Annotated in this window: 11 protein-coding genes; 9 read left to right on the top strand and 2 right to left on the bottom strand. The window is 33.3% G+C overall.

What is annotated here, in order from left to right; translation table 11 throughout:
* Nucleotides 1-14: 14 nt before the first annotated feature.
* Entirely contained in the window at nucleotides 15-1,430 is a 1,416-nt protein-coding gene (locus tag C1S72_RS01690) for an SDR family oxidoreductase (RefSeq protein WP_104733946.1), read from the top strand.
* Nucleotides 1,431-1,433: 3 nt separating this feature from the next.
* On the opposite strand, the gene C1S72_RS01685 is transcribed toward C1S72_RS01690, so the two are convergent.
* Both C1S72_RS01685 and C1S72_RS01680 read right to left on the bottom strand, forming a co-directional pair.
* Complete coding sequence (locus tag C1S72_RS01685) at nucleotides 1,434-2,798, bottom strand: DEAD/DEAH box helicase (RefSeq protein ID WP_104733945.1); 1,365 nt, start codon at nucleotides 2,796-2,798, stop codon at nucleotides 1,434-1,436.
* Between the two features lie 28 nt (nucleotides 2,799-2,826).
* The gene (locus C1S72_RS01680; RefSeq protein WP_104733944.1) at nucleotides 2,827-6,354 is read right to left on the bottom strand and encodes a TraB/GumN family protein; all 3,528 of its coding nucleotides are present in this window, start codon (nucleotides 6,352-6,354) and stop codon (nucleotides 2,827-2,829) included.
* A 92-nt stretch (nucleotides 6,355-6,446) separates the two neighbouring features.
* Here C1S72_RS01680 and C1S72_RS01675 point away from each other — a divergent pair, with 92 nt between their 5' ends.
* The 8 genes from C1S72_RS01675 to C1S72_RS01640 all read left to right on the top strand — a co-directional run bounded on the left by C1S72_RS01675 (nucleotide 6,447) and on the right by C1S72_RS01640 (nucleotide 16,785).
* On the top strand, nucleotides 6,447-7,739 hold the full coding sequence (locus C1S72_RS01675; protein ID WP_230401559.1) for an anthranilate synthase component I family protein: 1,293 nt from the start codon (nucleotides 6,447-6,449) through the stop codon (nucleotides 7,737-7,739).
* Nucleotides 7,740-7,901: 162 nt separating this feature from the next.
* Nucleotides 7,902-8,318, top strand: coding sequence for a hypothetical protein (locus C1S72_RS01670; RefSeq protein WP_104733943.1), 417 nt, complete (start codon nucleotides 7,902-7,904; stop codon nucleotides 8,316-8,318).
* Nucleotides 8,319-8,358: 40 nt separating this feature from the next.
* Nucleotides 8,359-9,675 carry a tRNA lysidine(34) synthetase TilS gene (tilS, locus tag C1S72_RS01665; protein WP_104733942.1) on the top strand — a complete coding sequence of 439 codons (1,317 nt, stop codon included), beginning with the start codon at nucleotides 8,359-8,361 and terminating at the stop codon, nucleotides 9,673-9,675.
* Nucleotides 9,672-12,050, top strand: a complete 2,379-nt coding sequence (locus tag C1S72_RS01660) for a protein-disulfide reductase DsbD family protein (protein ID WP_104733941.1) — start codon at nucleotides 9,672-9,674, stop codon at nucleotides 12,048-12,050. Before tilS ends, C1S72_RS01660 begins: the two co-directional genes overlap by 4 nt.
* Before the next feature lie 3 nt (nucleotides 12,051-12,053).
* On the top strand, nucleotides 12,054-13,676 hold the full coding sequence (gene ade, locus C1S72_RS01655; RefSeq protein ID WP_104733940.1) for an adenine deaminase: 1,623 nt from the start codon (nucleotides 12,054-12,056) through the stop codon (nucleotides 13,674-13,676).
* A gap of 1 nt (nucleotide 13,677) precedes the next feature.
* Entirely contained in the window at nucleotides 13,678-14,640 is a 963-nt protein-coding gene (locus C1S72_RS01650; RefSeq protein WP_104733939.1) for a YheT family hydrolase, read from the top strand.
* Between the two features lie 36 nt (nucleotides 14,641-14,676).
* Complete coding sequence (locus C1S72_RS01645; RefSeq protein WP_104733938.1) at nucleotides 14,677-16,215, top strand: YifB family Mg chelatase-like AAA ATPase; 1,539 nt, start codon at nucleotides 14,677-14,679, stop codon at nucleotides 16,213-16,215.
* A 45-nt stretch (nucleotides 16,216-16,260) separates the two neighbouring features.
* The gene (locus tag C1S72_RS01640) at nucleotides 16,261-16,785 is read left to right on the top strand and encodes a hypothetical protein (protein WP_104733937.1); all 525 of its coding nucleotides are present in this window, start codon (nucleotides 16,261-16,263) and stop codon (nucleotides 16,783-16,785) included.
* The last annotated feature ends 4 nt before the right edge of the window (nucleotides 16,786-16,789 follow it).

The following is a 16,789-nucleotide window of genomic DNA, read 5'->3' as shown; positions in this document are numbered from 1 at the left end:
CTTAAAATTTAATAATGAAAGTACTTCTTACTGGCGCAACGGGATACATTGGAAAACGCTTATTACCTGTGCTTTGTGATTTAGGTTATGAAGTAGTTTGTTGTGTGCGTGATGAAAGTAGGTTTAGTCCACCAGAATATTTAAGAAAGCAAATATCCGTTATTCAATTGGATTTGCTAAAAAAAGAGACATTAGCCAATGTTCCAAATGATATTGATGGTGCATTCTATTTAGTGCATTCTATGTCATCTTCGGCTGATTATGAAAAACTGGAAGCCGATTCAGCGAATAATTTTATGCAGGCGGTTTCAAAAACAAACATTGATCACGTTATTTATTTAACGGGAATCATCAATGAAGATGAACTGTCAAAACATTTAACCTCACGAAAAAAAGTAGAGGATATATTAAGCAGTGGTAAATTTAATTTCACTGCACTACGAGCAGGAATCATTATTGGATCAGGGAGTGCTTCATTTGAAATAATTAGGGATTTGGTAGAAAAACTACCCATTATGATAACGCCTAAATGGTTGAATACACGTTGCCAACCCATTGGAATCTCTGATGTCATTCAATTTCTATCTAAAACACTGTTTCATAAAGCTACTTATAATAACAATTATGACATTGGAGGCCCAGATATTTTAACCTATAAGGAAATGCTTTTAGAGTTTGGAAGGGTTAGAGGTTTAAAGCGTTTTATTTATACTGTACCAGTGATGACACCGAGATTATCATCATATTGGTTGTATTTTGTAACATCTACGTCATATAGGTTGGCTGTTGCTTTGGTTGACAGCATGAAAGTTGAAGTTATTTGTAGAAATGATGATTTAAACAAACTACTGAATTTAATGCCGCTTGGATATACAGAGTGTCTGAAACGTGCCTTTAGTAAAATTGAAAACAATGAAATTGTTTCTAGTTGGAAAGATGCATATGTAAGTAGTGGCATGAATAATAAGATTTCACATTTCATTCAAGTGCCAACCTATGGTTGTTTTATTGATAAACGTGAAATGGACTTCAATAATCGTGAAGCAACAATTAATAAAATATGGAGTATAGGAGGACAAACAGGATGGTACTTTGGAAATTGGTTGTGGCAAATTAGGGGATATTTAGACAAAATGGTAGGTGGAGTTGGGTTAAGGCGTGGTCGCACTAATATCAACACATTGCATGTGGGTGATGCTCTTGATTTTTGGCGCGTATTGTATGCAAATAAGGAAGAGGGACGCTTATTGCTTTTAGCTGAAATGAAATTACCTGGTGAGGCTTGGTTGGAATTTAAGGTTAAAGACAATAAAATAATACAAACAGCTACTTTTAGACCTTTAGGAATTTATGGACGTTTGTATTGGTATAGCGTATGGCCTTTTCATGGATTGATTTTTAAGGGTATGCTACAGAAAATAGCTGAATAAGCACTATTTCCGTTTATTACGCTTATTGTAGTTTTTATCGCCTCTAGTTTTAGGCTTTTTATACTTTTTGGCAATCTTAAATTTATAAGAACCACCTAAATTTTCCTTCTGGTTTTTCTCTTTTTTCTCATGAAAAGCAGGTCCAACTTCATCGTCATCTTTACGTTTCAAGGGATTGTTGCGCTCTTTTATTTGTGGTCGTTCTTCTTCAAGAAGTTCTGTTGAGATAATAACGTCATCAGGAATTGGTAATTTTGGGATAGTCATTTGCATTAATTCTTCGATTTTTTGCATGGACTCCATTTCATTGTCAGTGTAAAACAACAAGGCATTACCTTCACGTTCGGCACGACCTGTCCTACCAATGCGATGCATGTAGTTTTCAGGAAAATTAGGCGTATCAAAATTGATAACATGTGAAATATCATTAATGTCCAATCCGCGTGCCATAACATCCGTCGCTACCAAAATACGGTGTTCACCTTCTTGAAATTGTTCAATACTTCTCAAGCGGTAGTTTTGAGTTTTGTTAGAATGTATTACACAGGTTTCATTGGGAAAGTATTCTTCCAAAGCATCAAAAAGGCGATCTGCCATTTTTTTGTATGCTACAAAAACCAAAACCCTGTTATAGGTTTCAGACTCTTGAAGTAGATGTTTAAGTAAATTTAACTTTGTGTAAAAATTAGGTACGGCATATTTTGTTTGTGCTATATTCTCCAATGGTGTTCCAGAAACCGCAATTGAAACCCGTTGAGGCGCGATAAAAAAATCATTAATTAAGTCATCCACATCTTCTGTCATAGTAGCCGAAAACATAATGTTTTGTCTGCGTTCAGGTAGTATATCAAAAATATTAATTAATTGGTGTCTAAAACCTAAATCAAGCATGACATCAACTTCATCTATTATGAGCTTTTGAATGGATTTTAATTGCAATACACGGCTAACAGCTAGATCATATAAGCGTCCTGGTGTAGCGACAACAATATCTAAACCTTGTGCAACTGCTTGTTTTTGGGTATTAATATTAACGCCACCATAAACTCCAAGCACACGTACGTTAATATATTTAGCCAATTTTTCAATTTCCTCCACAACTTGAACTACCAATTCTCTTGTAGGAACTAATACTAAAACACGTGGGTTGTCTTGCTTTGAGAATTTTAAATTTCGTAGCACAGGTAGCATATAGGCAAAGGTTTTACCTGTTCCTGTTTGAGCAATACCAACAACATCTTTACCAGAAGCAACAATATTAAATGCTTGTTCTTGTATAGGTGTAGGCTGTACAAAACCTAAATCATCTAACGCATTGTATAGAGGTGTGTTGAGCTTTAAATCTTGAAAAGTTGTTGGCTGTTCCATGATGCAAAAATATGTTTATTAATGCGAATTAATAACCATATTCAATTAAATCTGGAATTAATTTAAGGCCTTGGGACTGCCAATCATCCTCAATTGAGTCCCAATTGCTATAGGCATCTGGAAAATTCAATGGCGAATCTTGCGAAATAGGCGACATAGGTCCTACAATGCCGATATAATTTTCTGATGATTCTCCTTCTTCAACGATATGGTTGAATGAGAAAATATAATAATCCTTATTTTCGTGCGTCACAATACCAAGATTGGTGATGTTATCAACGTCGTAATCGTCACTGGTATAATTGTATAAAATAATTTCTGAAAGTGATGCTTCATCTAAATAATTTTCAGGTATTTCATGCAGCTTATTAGCGTCGTGAAAAGCTCTAATAATATCAAGCCTATGATTTTTATTCTTTAAATAGTTGTTGATTAAAGTGTCTTCTAAATGAAAATTATGTTTAATACGAATTTCAATAGCTTCAGAAATCATCCATTCATTCGAATCTTTTGAAATGATTTCTTGGGTAAAATCTTTGATTACTTGCTTATCATCCTGTGTTTCATGAAATAAACCAGTGTAAGCATACATAAGTGAATTGTAGGTGTAATCATAATCTTCGGTTTCGCTATTTTTGATATAAGTAGCCAAATCGGTCATAGTCCATTTGGTTATTGAATCAAATCTGTCTTTCACAACTTGATTGTTTAGAGTAGAATCCTTGAGTATTCCAGTGGAAATATTAAGAATGTCACGACGGAATTTAGTATGGTCTAGAAGTGATAATAGTTTGCTATAATGCGAGTTGGCGTAAGCCAGTGAATCCTTAAAAGGTGATAACGTGCCCCAATTGTAGCTATCACTATCTTTAGGAGGTTTTTTGAATAATAAATCAGTGTAAACTGCAATAGCCTCTGTATTTGCTAAATCAGGAATGGCTACAAGAATTGAGGTTTTTAATGCATCAGATGTAGTTGATTTCTCATATTCATTTTGCAGTACCTTCAAGGTGCTTTCATTATTTAAATTAGATAATATAGTAACTAAACTCTTTTTTATTTGATTATTTTTTAAGCTATCAGAATATGATGTGGACAAGGCTTTATGAATGCTTTCGATATCAGATTCTTCAAAATCGTAATAAGTTAGTGCTCCAAAAGCTCTTTTGTAAATAATACTGTCTTTAGATTTTAAATCCTTGAAAATCTGTTCTGATTTTGATGAAAATACATCAAAGGGTTTAGGGTTTTGTTTCTTGACTTCAAAAGAATTAAAAATACGATTGGTAACATCATTATTTAGTTCTTCTTCGGCAACAAAAGCAGAAACCATAAAGAATTGCTTGTCTTGTAGCCAAATTCGGTATCTGGTTTTTAGGTTGTTATTTTTATTCAAAATGTAAAAATCAAGGCCAGTGCCATTTGCAACTTTTACAGTGTCTTGCTTAACAAGGCTGTCATTCCATCCTAGGAGATGATTCTTGTTTAATTCGTAGAATTCGGCATATGATTTTATTTTAAAATAATCCTGTAAATCACTATATCCAAATTGATAGACACCTCCAGATTTTGGATTTTTTGTATAATAATCGTGAGAGTTTTTTATATGAGAATCATCATAGTCAACGGTATCAATAATCAGTCTATTTTTTTCAAAAAACTGTACTTCAAAATTGCTGTCTTTCGGTTTTAATGCGGTTAAAGTGCTGGGGTTTTCATAATCTTCAAACTTAAAACTAGCTAAAAAGGGGCTTTCGGGATCAGCCTTTTCAGTTTCGTTCAACTTTTGAAGCATAAGTAAATACATGCGATTACCTCTATAATATACTCTACAGATGGTATGATATTTTTCTTGTAACAGCAATTCATACTCTCTACCTTCATAACCGTTAAGGTAAATAGTTTTCTCGTTGTTAAGAATGATGGCTTTAGTTTCAAAGCTTTTTTTGATTTCATCAAAACCAACTTGGATATCTTCCATATAATATCCTGTAGGATGATCATTGTAACGTACTATATAATTGTTGTCATTGGCATAATCAGTTACCATAAACATATTAAGAATATATGGTTCACTATCAGTTTCATATGGATTTGGCTGCTCTCGTGACACGTTCTTTGGTTCGTCAGGTAATTCAATTGAAAAAGCGCCAACATTATCATGATGATGTATCCAAGCTTTATTCTCTATGGCTTTTGGTTTGCTGGTTTTTAATGAGTTGAAAAATCTAATCACAGATTTGTTATTTTCAATATCATCATCCTCCGATTGAACACCTTGGTAATACAACATCTTATCTTTAACTAATACGTGTAATTGCATAAGGTTATTATCTGGCATGTCAATTTTTGCAATGTATTTAATGCCATCTGAAATATCTACTTCAGTTAGGCTTCTTAATTCCCCTTCATAGCTTTCAGTAAGTGTGTTAACGAAGTTTTCAATTAAAGCTTTGAAATCCATGTCGTCATCATAGAAAGAAACATTAATTCCGCTAAATAAATACAGGTTGTTATCATTAAGACCCTGATACATATGAATTGTAAAACCAGGGAAGTCTTCACTATAATTGGGCTTGTTTGGCACTTCTATACTGTATCCTAATTCCTCATCTTTGAAAATGTACCACAGCATTTTTGATTCGTCTACAACATATGTATCAGCAATACCTTTAAAAGTTGCTTCAACTGGTGTCACATCATAACCTTCTTTTTGCAACAGTGCTATGATACCATTCTCTCCAGGCAAATGAGCCGCTCCAACTGCAGAAAACAGACTATTATCTTGGGTGATTTTCATAATACTATTAACCATAACTTGATTACGCGATATTAATTCTAAATCATATCCATGGTAGGTTTGAATCATTGAATCAATAGCTTGAATATTACCTGTGTAATAAATTTTAGTCAATTTTTCCAGGTCGTTATTTAGAGTTTCAACGTCATCTTCCAATTGATCTAAAATATATAAGCGTTGATATTCTGGCGGTAAATTTTCAAAATAGTTAAGTTGCTCGTACATATCCTCAAGACCAGTTATTGATTTTTGCATAGTTCTAGCCTGATTGTATAGATATAAATCAACAAAAGTGGATTGGTCATCATCTTTTTCTGTCTCTGGCATCAATAATGCTAAAATGGTATTGGGATCTCTTAATTCTGAATCTTCAAACGAGTAGGTGTTTATTTCTTCAAAACGGTCAACTAAAAGTTGATATTCTTCGTCAGATAATACGTCTTTAAAAACATCTTTTGGGTCTCTATCTATTACCTTGTTCGTCATAGCAATTACAAGCGAGTCTGGATTTACTTCCAAGGCAAACATTTCTGTTTCTTCAATAGCTGGCATTACGGCATCACTAAATTTAAACGCCCTAATATCATCAACATGCATTGTACCAAATAGGTAAGAAGGTTTTGTTAGATTTTTACCTTCTATTTTCCAAAGTAAATTATAACTGGATCGATCTTGTGAAAAACCAAAAGCAATAAAAAAAAGTAAAAGGCATACTAGCAGGCTGCTCTTTGTTTTACTGGAGTATTTGTAAGGCATAAATGGATGAGTAATTTGATGTAGATAATTATATAAAAGTATTCAAGTTACATAGTTTCTTAATAAATTTGAAAATTATAAAACAAAATAATTTGCGAACTTTCAGAAAACTACAGCTTAAAAATGTAGAACAATATAAACAAAAATTGTTGAATTGGAGTCAGCAGTTTTCTGAAGTTACATGGATGGATTCCAATAATTATTCCGAGGATTATTCAAGTTTTGATGCTGTTCTTGCCGTTGATGCTTTTACCAGTATTCAAACAGATTTTCATGATGGATTTTCAAAGTTAAAAGACTACCAAAGCACAACAAAAGATTGGATTTTTGGTTATCTTTCTTATGATTTAAAAAATGATATTGAAGCGTTAGAATCTAATAATTTTGACGGCTTGCAGTTTCCTGACTTGTATTTTTTTCAACCTAAAAAGCTCTTTTTTATTAATGGTAATGTATTGGAAATTCATTATTTAAATTGCGTAGATGATGAATTGGATGATGATATAAATGCTATTAAAAAAACACCTTTAAATGTTGAAAATTATGAGATTGAACCAATAAAAATAAAATTACGAATTCATAAGGATGATTATTTTAAAAAGTTAGCTGAAATGCTAGCTCATATTCATCGAGGTGATATTTATGAAGCTAATTTTTGTCAAGAATTTTACGCTGAATCCTCATCAATCAATCCGTTATTGGCCTATCTAAATCTGAATGCCATTTCAAAACCACCTTTCGCCACTTTTATTAAACTACATGATAAGTATTTATTGTCTGCCTCTCCCGAACGCTATTTGAAAAAAGTAGGAAGCAAAGTTATTTCCCAGCCTATAAAAGGAACAGCCAAACGATCTAAAAATATTGAAGAGGATAATCGACTGCGTGATAATCTATCAATTGACCATAAAGAACGTTCTGAAAATATTATGATTGTAGATTTGGTTCGAAATGATTTGTCTAAAACGGCTGTTAAAGGCAGTGTAAAGGTTACAGAATTGTGTAAAGTATATACCTTTCCGCAAGTGCATCAAATGATTTCAACTGTAACTTCAATGGTTGAAGAAGGTACAAATCCTGTTGATGTGATTCAATCAACTTTCCCTATGGGAAGCATGACTGGTGCACCAAAAGTTTCGGCTATGCAAATTATAGAAGATCTTGAGGAAACTAAACGAGGTGTTTATTCTGGAGCTGTTGGTTACTTTTCGCCTACTGGTGATTTTGATTTTAATGTGGTAATTAGAAGTATTTTGTACAATGAAACTAATCAGTACGTCAGTTATTCTGTTGGGAGTGCAATAACCGCCAAAAGTGATCCGCTTAAGGAGTATGAAGAGTGCTTGGTAAAAGCAAGAGCAATGCGTGACGTTTTAGAAAATTAGTTCAAAAAGGTATGAGGCACTAGGCTGAAGTAACGGTATTCACAAATTAAAATAAAGAGGTTTAAATTGTAAGTTTGTTTTATGTTTTTTAAAATAGTATATATTAAAAATTGAAATAACCTATTATTGTAGTTTTAAAACGTATAACAACCAATATAGAGAATGATAAAATATTTAATAATACTGCTATTAATAACTGGTTGCTCACAAAACAATAAATTAAAAGTAGGAACTTTCGAGTTACAGGAAGACGGAGTACCCATTGGGAAAATATATAGACTAAATAAATATCAAATAGAAGAGTATTCCGATGGTTCCTTGCTCTTTGCAAATTTGCATTGGAAATCAGATTCTTCTTTTATTATAATTGGTTTGGAAAAAGACCCTAAAGGGATTGATACTGTATCTTTTTTAGTTAAATTAAAAAAAACAAGTAAAGATGAATATGCTTTAACATCAGAGCCATATTATTTGAAAAGTAGTTACACATACAAAGGAGTATTAATAAAAAAAAGTTCAGACGTAAAAAAAGAATATCTTGACACATTAATTCAATTAAATAAGAATGGACATAGATAGTATAGATTAAAAACATCGTCATCTTATACAAAATTTAAGCATGTTAAAACAGTTTCAAGATCATATTAATAAAAACCTTCCTTTTCTAAAAAAAAGCAAATTGTTGATTGCTATTTCTGGCGGATTGGATAGTGTGGTACTTACACAACTTTGTCATCAATTGAAACTTCAAATCAGTCTGGCTCATTGTAATTTTAATTTAAGAGGCAAAGAAAGTGATGCCGATGAAGATTTTGTGTTGAATTTGGCTGAAGATTTAAATTTAGAAGTTTTTGTTGAAAGCTTTGATACTGAAAATTATGCTAATGAAAACAAGTTATCTATTCAAATGGCGGCTCGTGAGTTACGTTATCAATGGTTTTTGGAATTGGCAACCCAACTGCATTTTGATTACGTTTTAACAGCCCATCACGCCGATGATAACTTGGAAACCTTTTTGATAAACCTTACACGAGGAACAGGTTTGGAAGGCTTAACAGGCATTCCTGAAACAAATGATCATATTGTACGTCCATTATTACCTTTTTCGCGTGAAATGATTCTAGAATATGCCGAAAGTAATAATCTTGTTTGGCGAGAGGACAGTAGTAATGCATCAACTAAATATTTTAGAAACAAACTGCGACATGATGTCATTCCAATATTAAAGGAACTCAATCCGCAATTATTGCAGAGTTTTGACAAAACTCAAAATCATTTACAGGATTCACAAAATATCATTGCGGATGCTATAACACGTATTCAAAAAAAGGTTGTTGCAATTGAAGGTGACAATATTTTAGTGGACATAAAAAAAATACTTAAACTTTCGAGCCCTAAAGCATATTTATATGAGTTGTTAAAGGATTTTGGCTTTACTGAATGGGATGACGTATATAAGCTTTTATCGAGTCAATCTGGAAAAGTTGTATTATCCAAAACACATCGATTAATAAAAAACAGAAATTATTTAATAATTACAAGTTTATATAATGAATCTGATCACGAAAACATTAAAGTTACAGAGCATGATTATGAAATAGTATTGCCAATAGGCAATATGATATTTAAAACTGTAACCAATTTCTCAACAATAGACCGTTCGTCGATATATGTTGATAAAGATTTGTTAAAATATCCCTTAACCGTAAGAAAATGGGAAAAAGGCGACTATTTTTATCCCTTTGGAATGACAGGAAAAAAGAAATTAAGTAAATTTTTTAAGGACGAAAAATGGTCATTACCTGAAAAAGAACAGGCACTATTATTGGTGTCTGATGATGATAAAATCATTTGGATTCTAAATAGCCGGATGGACAATAGATTTAAAGTAACTGACAAAACAACTACGATACTAAAATTAGAACTAACCTCATGAAGCATTTATTTACACTGTGTATCGCTTTATTATTTTTTAACACAATTTCAGCTCAATTACAACCGGTAAAGTGGACTGCAGAAGCCGAGAAAATTTCTGATACAGAATACAATATTATCTATCAAGCTATTATTGATGACCATTGGCATTTATATTCCCAGAATCTGCCTGAAGGAGGTGCTATTCCAACCGAGTTTGTATATGATTCTGTCGCACAAATACAAGATTTTAAACTTATTGGTAAAACACAAGAGAGTGAAAGCATTACAAAGTTTGATAAAGTTTTTGAAATGGACTTGACCTTTTTTGATGGTAGTGCCACATTTACTCAAAAAATAGAATTATTAAATCCAGAAGTTTCGGTTATTAAAAGTGAGGTTGATTTTCAAGCATGTGATGATGAGCGTTGCATTTTTGATAGTCAGATTTTTAATATTGAATTACCAAAGCGTAATTCAAATTCTGAAATTTTTGAACCTGTTAAATGGATGTCTAATGTTAAAAAGCTCACAGATGATGAATATGAAGTTGAGTATATCGCAACCATTGAACAAGGATGGCACTTGTATTCACAATATTTAGAACGTGATGATGGTCCAATTGCCACAGAGTTTACCTTTAATAAAAAAGTAGGGTATGAGCTCATTGGAAAAACATCAGAGCCTGACACAAAGGCTGTTTTTGATCCTGTTTTTGATATGAATATTAAGTATTTTTCTAATAAAGCTAGATTTGTACAAAAAATCAAATTAACAGATAGTAATTTAAAAACTATACCTGCTGAAGTTTATTTCATGGTTTGTGATGAAACTAGATGTTTACCTCCAAATAGAGTTACGTTTTACACGCCTTTAGATGGTAACACTAGTGATTTAATTGTTCCTGTTGAAGTTGATGATAAAAGTAAGGCCTTATCCAGAGCATTAAACTTAAATGTAACAGGTTGGGATAATTTTGAAGCAGAAGAGGTTAAAGAGAAAAGTAATTTCACGATTTTCTTACTGGGCTTTTTAGGTGGATTGATTGCTTTGTTAACACCATGTGTGTTTCCTATGATTCCCTTGACTGTTTCCTTTTTTACTAAAAGTTCAGGAGATGGTAAAAAGGGATTGGCGAATGCCATGCTATATGGGTTCTTTATTTTTCTAATTTACTTTTTATTGAGTTTGCCATTTCATGTTTTAGATTCTTTAGATCCTGAAATCCTAAATAATGTTTCCACTAATGTCACGTTGAACATTATTTTCTTCGTCATCTTTATCGCCTTCGCGTTTTCATTTTTCGGGTATTACGAATTGACTTTGCCTGCATCATGGAGTAACGCTTTAGATTCTAAAGCCAACAAAATTGGTGGTTGGATAGGTGTGTTTTTTATGGCTTTAACCTTGGCAATTGTGTCGTTTTCATGTACGGGACCTATATTAGGAACACTTTTAGGAAGCTCATTGTCTAGTGATGGTGGTGCAACACAATTAACTTTGGGTATGAGTGGTTTTGGGTTAGCACTAGCCTTACCCTTTACATTGTTTGCTATGTTCCCAAAATGGCTAAATTCCTTACCAAAATCTGGTGGCTGGTTAAATACAGTAAAAGTTGTTTTAGGTTTTATTGAATTAGCTCTAGCTTTAAAATTCCTATCAAATGCAGATTTAGTTGAACATTGGGGATTATTGAAACGTGAAGTATTTATTGGACTTTGGATAATAATTGGAATTGGATTATTACTGTATTTATTAGGTAAAATTAAATTTCCACATGATGGTCCATTTCAAAAAATTAGTTTTAGCAAATGGAGTTTTATCATTCTAGTATTTGCCTTTGTTATCTATTTATTACCGGGTTTAACCAATACCAAATATGCGAATTTGGAGTTATTAAGTGGTTTTCCGCCTCCAATGTTTTACAGCTTGTATGAAAAAGATTCCGAATGTCCTTTGGCGTTAAACTGTTACAAAGATTTGGAATCAGGATTGGAAGCAGCCAAGGCTGAAAACAAACCTATCATGTTAGATTTTACAGGTTGGGCTTGTGTTAATTGTCGTAAAATGGAAGAACAAGTTTGGAGTCAAGATAAAGTTTATGATGTTCTAAACGAAGATTATATAATTATTTCGCTTTATGTTGATGATAGGGAAGAACTTCCAAAAGATGAGCAGTTTCAGTTTAAAAAAGCTAATGGTAGCCTTAAGAGTATTAAAACTATAGGCGATAAATGGGCAACTTTGCAAACTCTAAACTTTAAGAATAACTCACAACCATATTATGTTTTGCTCAATCACGATATGCAACTTTTAAATCACACAACAGCATATACACCAAATGCCGATGAGTATTATGAGTGGTTAGTAAAAGGACTAGAACGATTTGAGGAATAAAATTTGAAATTACAAGGTCAAATAGTTGATATACCAAGAAGAAGAATTTTCTCTGGAGAAATTACTTTTTCTAATGGTGTAATTTCTAAAATAGAAGAAAAGCATCACAATATCAAGCATTATATTCTTCCTGGATTTGTAGATGCTCATATTCACATTGAAAGCTCCATGTTGGTACCGAGTGAATTTGCTAGAATAGCCGTAAAGCATGGTACGGTTGCGACAGTTTCTGATCCACATGAAATTGCTAATGTGTTGGGTGTTGAAGGGGTGAATTTTATGATTGAAAATGGTAAGCAAACACCATTAAAATTCAATTTCGGAGCACCTTCCTGTGTACCAGCGACTAGTTTTGAATCTGCGGGAGCAGTGGTTGATTCGGATGATATCAAACAACTCATGGCTAATCCTGACATTAAGTATTTAGCCGAAATGATGAATTACCCAGGCGTATTATTTAACGACGACGAAGTTTTAAAAAAAATAGCTTGGGCTAAACACTACAACAAACCTGTTGATGGGCATGCGCCGGGTGTTAGAGGAGAAGACATAACGAAATATATTGCTGCAGGTATTTCAACCGATCATGAGTGTTTTACCTATGAAGAGGGTTTAGAAAAGCTTCAAAAAGGCATGAAAATCTTGATTCGAGAAGGTAGTGCTGCCAAAAATTTTGAAGCACTTATTGATTTATTGCCTGAACATTTTGAAAACATGATGTTTTGCAGTGATGATAAACATCCAGACGATTTACTAGAAGGACATATTAACCAATTGTGTGCAAGAGCAGTAGCAAAAGGAATTAATGTTTTTAAGGTGTTGCAAGCTGCTTGTGCAAACCCAGTAAAACATTACAATCTTGATGTGGGTTTATTAAAAGTAGGAGATTATGCAGACTGTATTGTTGTTGAAGATTTAAAACAATTTAAAACATTACAAACTTATATTAATGGTGAATTGGTGTTTGATAAAGGAGAATCTAAAATACCTTCTGCACCATTTCAGATTCTTAACAATTTCAACACAGAAAAGAAAGATGAAACGAATTTTAAAATTGGATCATCTGTTAAAAAAATTCGAGTCATTGAAGCTCTGGAAGGTCAGTTGGTTACGAACGAACTGATAGAAACTGCTACAATTGAAAACGGCAATTTGGTTTCCAATGTTGAAAAAGATATTTTAAAAATGTCCGTTATCAACCGTTATAACAATAACAAACCAGCATTGGCATTTATTAAGAATTTCGGATTAAAAGAAGGTGCTATTGCCAGTTCCGTAGGGCATGATTCTCACAATATTATAGCAGTTGGTATTTCTGATGAAATGATTTGTAAGGCAGTGAATCTCATTATTGAAAATAAAGGTGGTATCTGTGCGGTTTCTGAATCTGATGAACACATAGTACCACTTCCCGTTGCAGGTATTATGAGTGACCAAGATGCTGAAACTATTGGTAAGCAATATGCAAAATTGGATAAAGTGGCTAAACAACTTGGTAGTACTTTACATGCTCCTTACATGACTTTGAGTTTTATGGCATTATTGGTTATTCCTTCATTGAAGTTAAGTGATAAAGGGTTGTTTGATGGTAGAACTTTTAAATTCACAACATTGGAAGTAAAGTGATATGCCAATTATAGAATCAACCTACAAAGCACCTTATTTTTTTAGAAATGGGCATGTGTCAACCATATATTCAGGCCTAATTCGTCGTGTGAATGGTATTGAACAGACACGAGAACGGATAATACTTCCTGACGATGATTTTTTAGATTTAGACTGGAGTTATACAGAACAAAAATCTGACAAACTTATTATCATTCTCCATGGTTTAGAAGGGAATGGCCAAAGACCTTACATAACAGGTGTAGCAAAACTTTTTAATAACAATAAATTTGATGCTGTTTGTGTCAATTTTAGAGGTTGTAGTGGCGAGGATAATTTTCAATATCGATCTTACCATTCCGGAGCTACAGAAGATTTAGAGGCTGTTATTAATCATATTTTAAAGACAACAACATACTCTGAAATCAGTATTAACGGTTTTAGTTTAGGAGGCAATATGTTACTAAAATATTTAGGGGAACGACATAATATACCAAATGAAATAAAAGCAGGTATTGCTGTTTCTGTTCCTTGTGATTTATATGGTTCATGCCAAGAATTACATAAAGTTAAAAATTTTGCTTATCATCAAAATTTTAAAAATTACTTGGTAAGAAGATTGCGTAGAAAGCAAAAACTTCATGCCGATAAATTATCTGTAGAAGCTATAAAAAGTATTAAAACTTTAAAAGATTTTGATGATGTATATACCTCAAAAGCACATGGTTTTAAGGATGCTCTAGATTATTACAGTCAATGCAGTAGTCTCCAATTCTTGCCAACTATTAAAACCCCAACTTTAATTTTAAATGCGTTAAACGATTCGTTTTTGTCTCCAGAATGTTACCCAGTAAAAGAAGCCAAACAAAATGCTCAATTGTTTTTAGAAATGCCCAAGTATGGTGGCCATGTGGGTTTTCATTTGTATGGAAAATCTTATTATAATGAGAAACGAGCTTTGGAGTTTGTTCTTGAAAATAGTTGAAATTTTTTCTTACATTTAATCTAAACAAATTTCTAGATGCTTAAAAAAGTTTTTGCCAGTGCTGTCTTTGGTGTAGAGGCTTCAACTGTAACCGTTGAAGTTAATGTAGATAAGGGTATTGGTTATCACTTGGTTGGGTTACCAGACAACGCTATTAAAGAAAGTAATTTTCGCATTGCTGCAGCACTTCAAAATAATGGCTATAAAATACCAGGTAAAAAACTAATCATAAATATGTCTCCTGCCGATTTAAGAAAGGAAGGCAGTGCTTATGATTTAACATTGGCAGTTGGTATTTTAGCTGCATCCAGTCAAATTCAGGCAGATAGTTTAGACAACTATATCATAATGGGTGAGTTGTCATTAGACGGTACCTTACAGCCTATAAAAGGGGCTTTGCCTATAGCCATAAAAGCAAGAGAAGAGGGTTTTAAAGGGTTTATTCTACCCAAGCAAAATGCAAAAGAGGCTGCTATTGTGAATGATTTGCAAGTTTACGGTGTAGATAATATCAAGCAAGTTATTGAATACTTTGATGAAGGAATACCATTGGAACAAACCATCATCAATACGCGAGAAGAATTTGAAAAGCAGCTTAATTTCCCCGAGTTTGATTTTTCTGATGTCAAAGGACAAGAAGGAATTAAACGCTGCATGGAAATTGCTGCGGCAGGAGGTCATAACATTATACTTATTGGACCACCTGGAGCAGGAAAAACTATGCTAGCTAAACGCTTACCGAGTATTTTACCACCTATGACTTTAAGTGAAGCCTTGGAAACCACCAAGATTCATTCAGTTGTTGGTCGTGTCAAAGAAAACACAGGACTTATGTCACAACGCCCTTTTAGAAGTCCACATCACACCATTTCTAATGTTGCACTTGTTGGAGGAGGTAGTTATCCGCAACCAGGAGAAATTTCATTGTCGCATAATGGTGTTTTGTTTTTAGATGAATTGCCTGAATTTAAAAGGGAAGTTTTGGAAGTTATGCGTCAACCATTAGAAGATAGAGAGGTAACAATTTCTAGGGCAAAGTTCACAGTTACATATCCATCGTCGTTTATGCTGGTTGCCAGTATGAATCCAAGTCCAGGAGGTTATTTTAATGATCCAAATGCGCCAGTAACATCATCACCAGCAGAAATGCAGCGTTATTTAAGTAAGATATCTGGGCCGTTATTAGATAGAATTGATATTCATATTGAAGTTACACCTGTACCTTTTGAAAAACTTTCTGATGATAGAAAAGCTGAATCATCTGTTGATATCAGAAAACGGGTTACAGCTGCCCGTGAAATTCAGACTAAACGGTTTGAGGATTCTGATAAAGTACATTATAATGCACAAATGAATACAAAGCAAATACGAACGCATTGTCAGTTAGACGATGCATCATTACAGCTTTTAAAAACGGCTATGGAACGATTAAATTTATCAGCGAGAGCCTATGATAGAATTTTAAAAGTAGCACGAACTATTGCTGATTTAGAAGTATCGGAAAACATTAATGGCTCCCACATTAGTGAAGCTATACAATACAGAAGTTTAGATAGAGAAGGTTGGCTAGGCTGATTTTTTTACTAACTTTAAAACAAATATTAACTAAACCAAGTACACATGAAAAAATTATCAATTCTTATTTTGGGAGCTTTGCTGGGAGCATTTGCAACTTATTATTTTTGTCCAAATTGTGGGGCAACAGAAGATATGGTTGAAGCTCCTATTATAAAACCTAAAGGTCTAATATCACCTGAACAAGCAAAAATTTTAGACACTACTTATAATTCTAGATACAAATTAGTTAGTGATTCCATAGTTACTCGAAAAGGCGGAGATAACCGATCGGTTTGGTTTTCGTTAACTGATGTTGAGAATTATATAAAATATGCTGATAGCCAATCTACGGCTTTAGGTTATAATATGGACGGTATTCGTATTTATATGGCAGCCTATCCGGACGATCCTAAATTAGGTGCAGGTTATACAACTGTATTTATGGTACCAACAGGTAGTGAGTCTTTTTCTGAAGGTAGTAGCTCATTCTTTAACTTTAAACGTGTAGGTGGTGGTGACATACCAGGAGGTGATGGTATGAATGATGGTGGATTAGGTGATCCTCCTTCTGCAAATTATCCACAATAATGTG

It is taken from the genome of Hanstruepera ponticola (genome assembly GCF_002940745.1).
In the GTDB taxonomy this organism is placed as follows: Bacteria; Bacteroidota; Bacteroidia; order Flavobacteriales; family Flavobacteriaceae; genus Hanstruepera; species Hanstruepera ponticola.
This window is presented reverse-complemented; position numbering and strand designations above follow the sequence as displayed.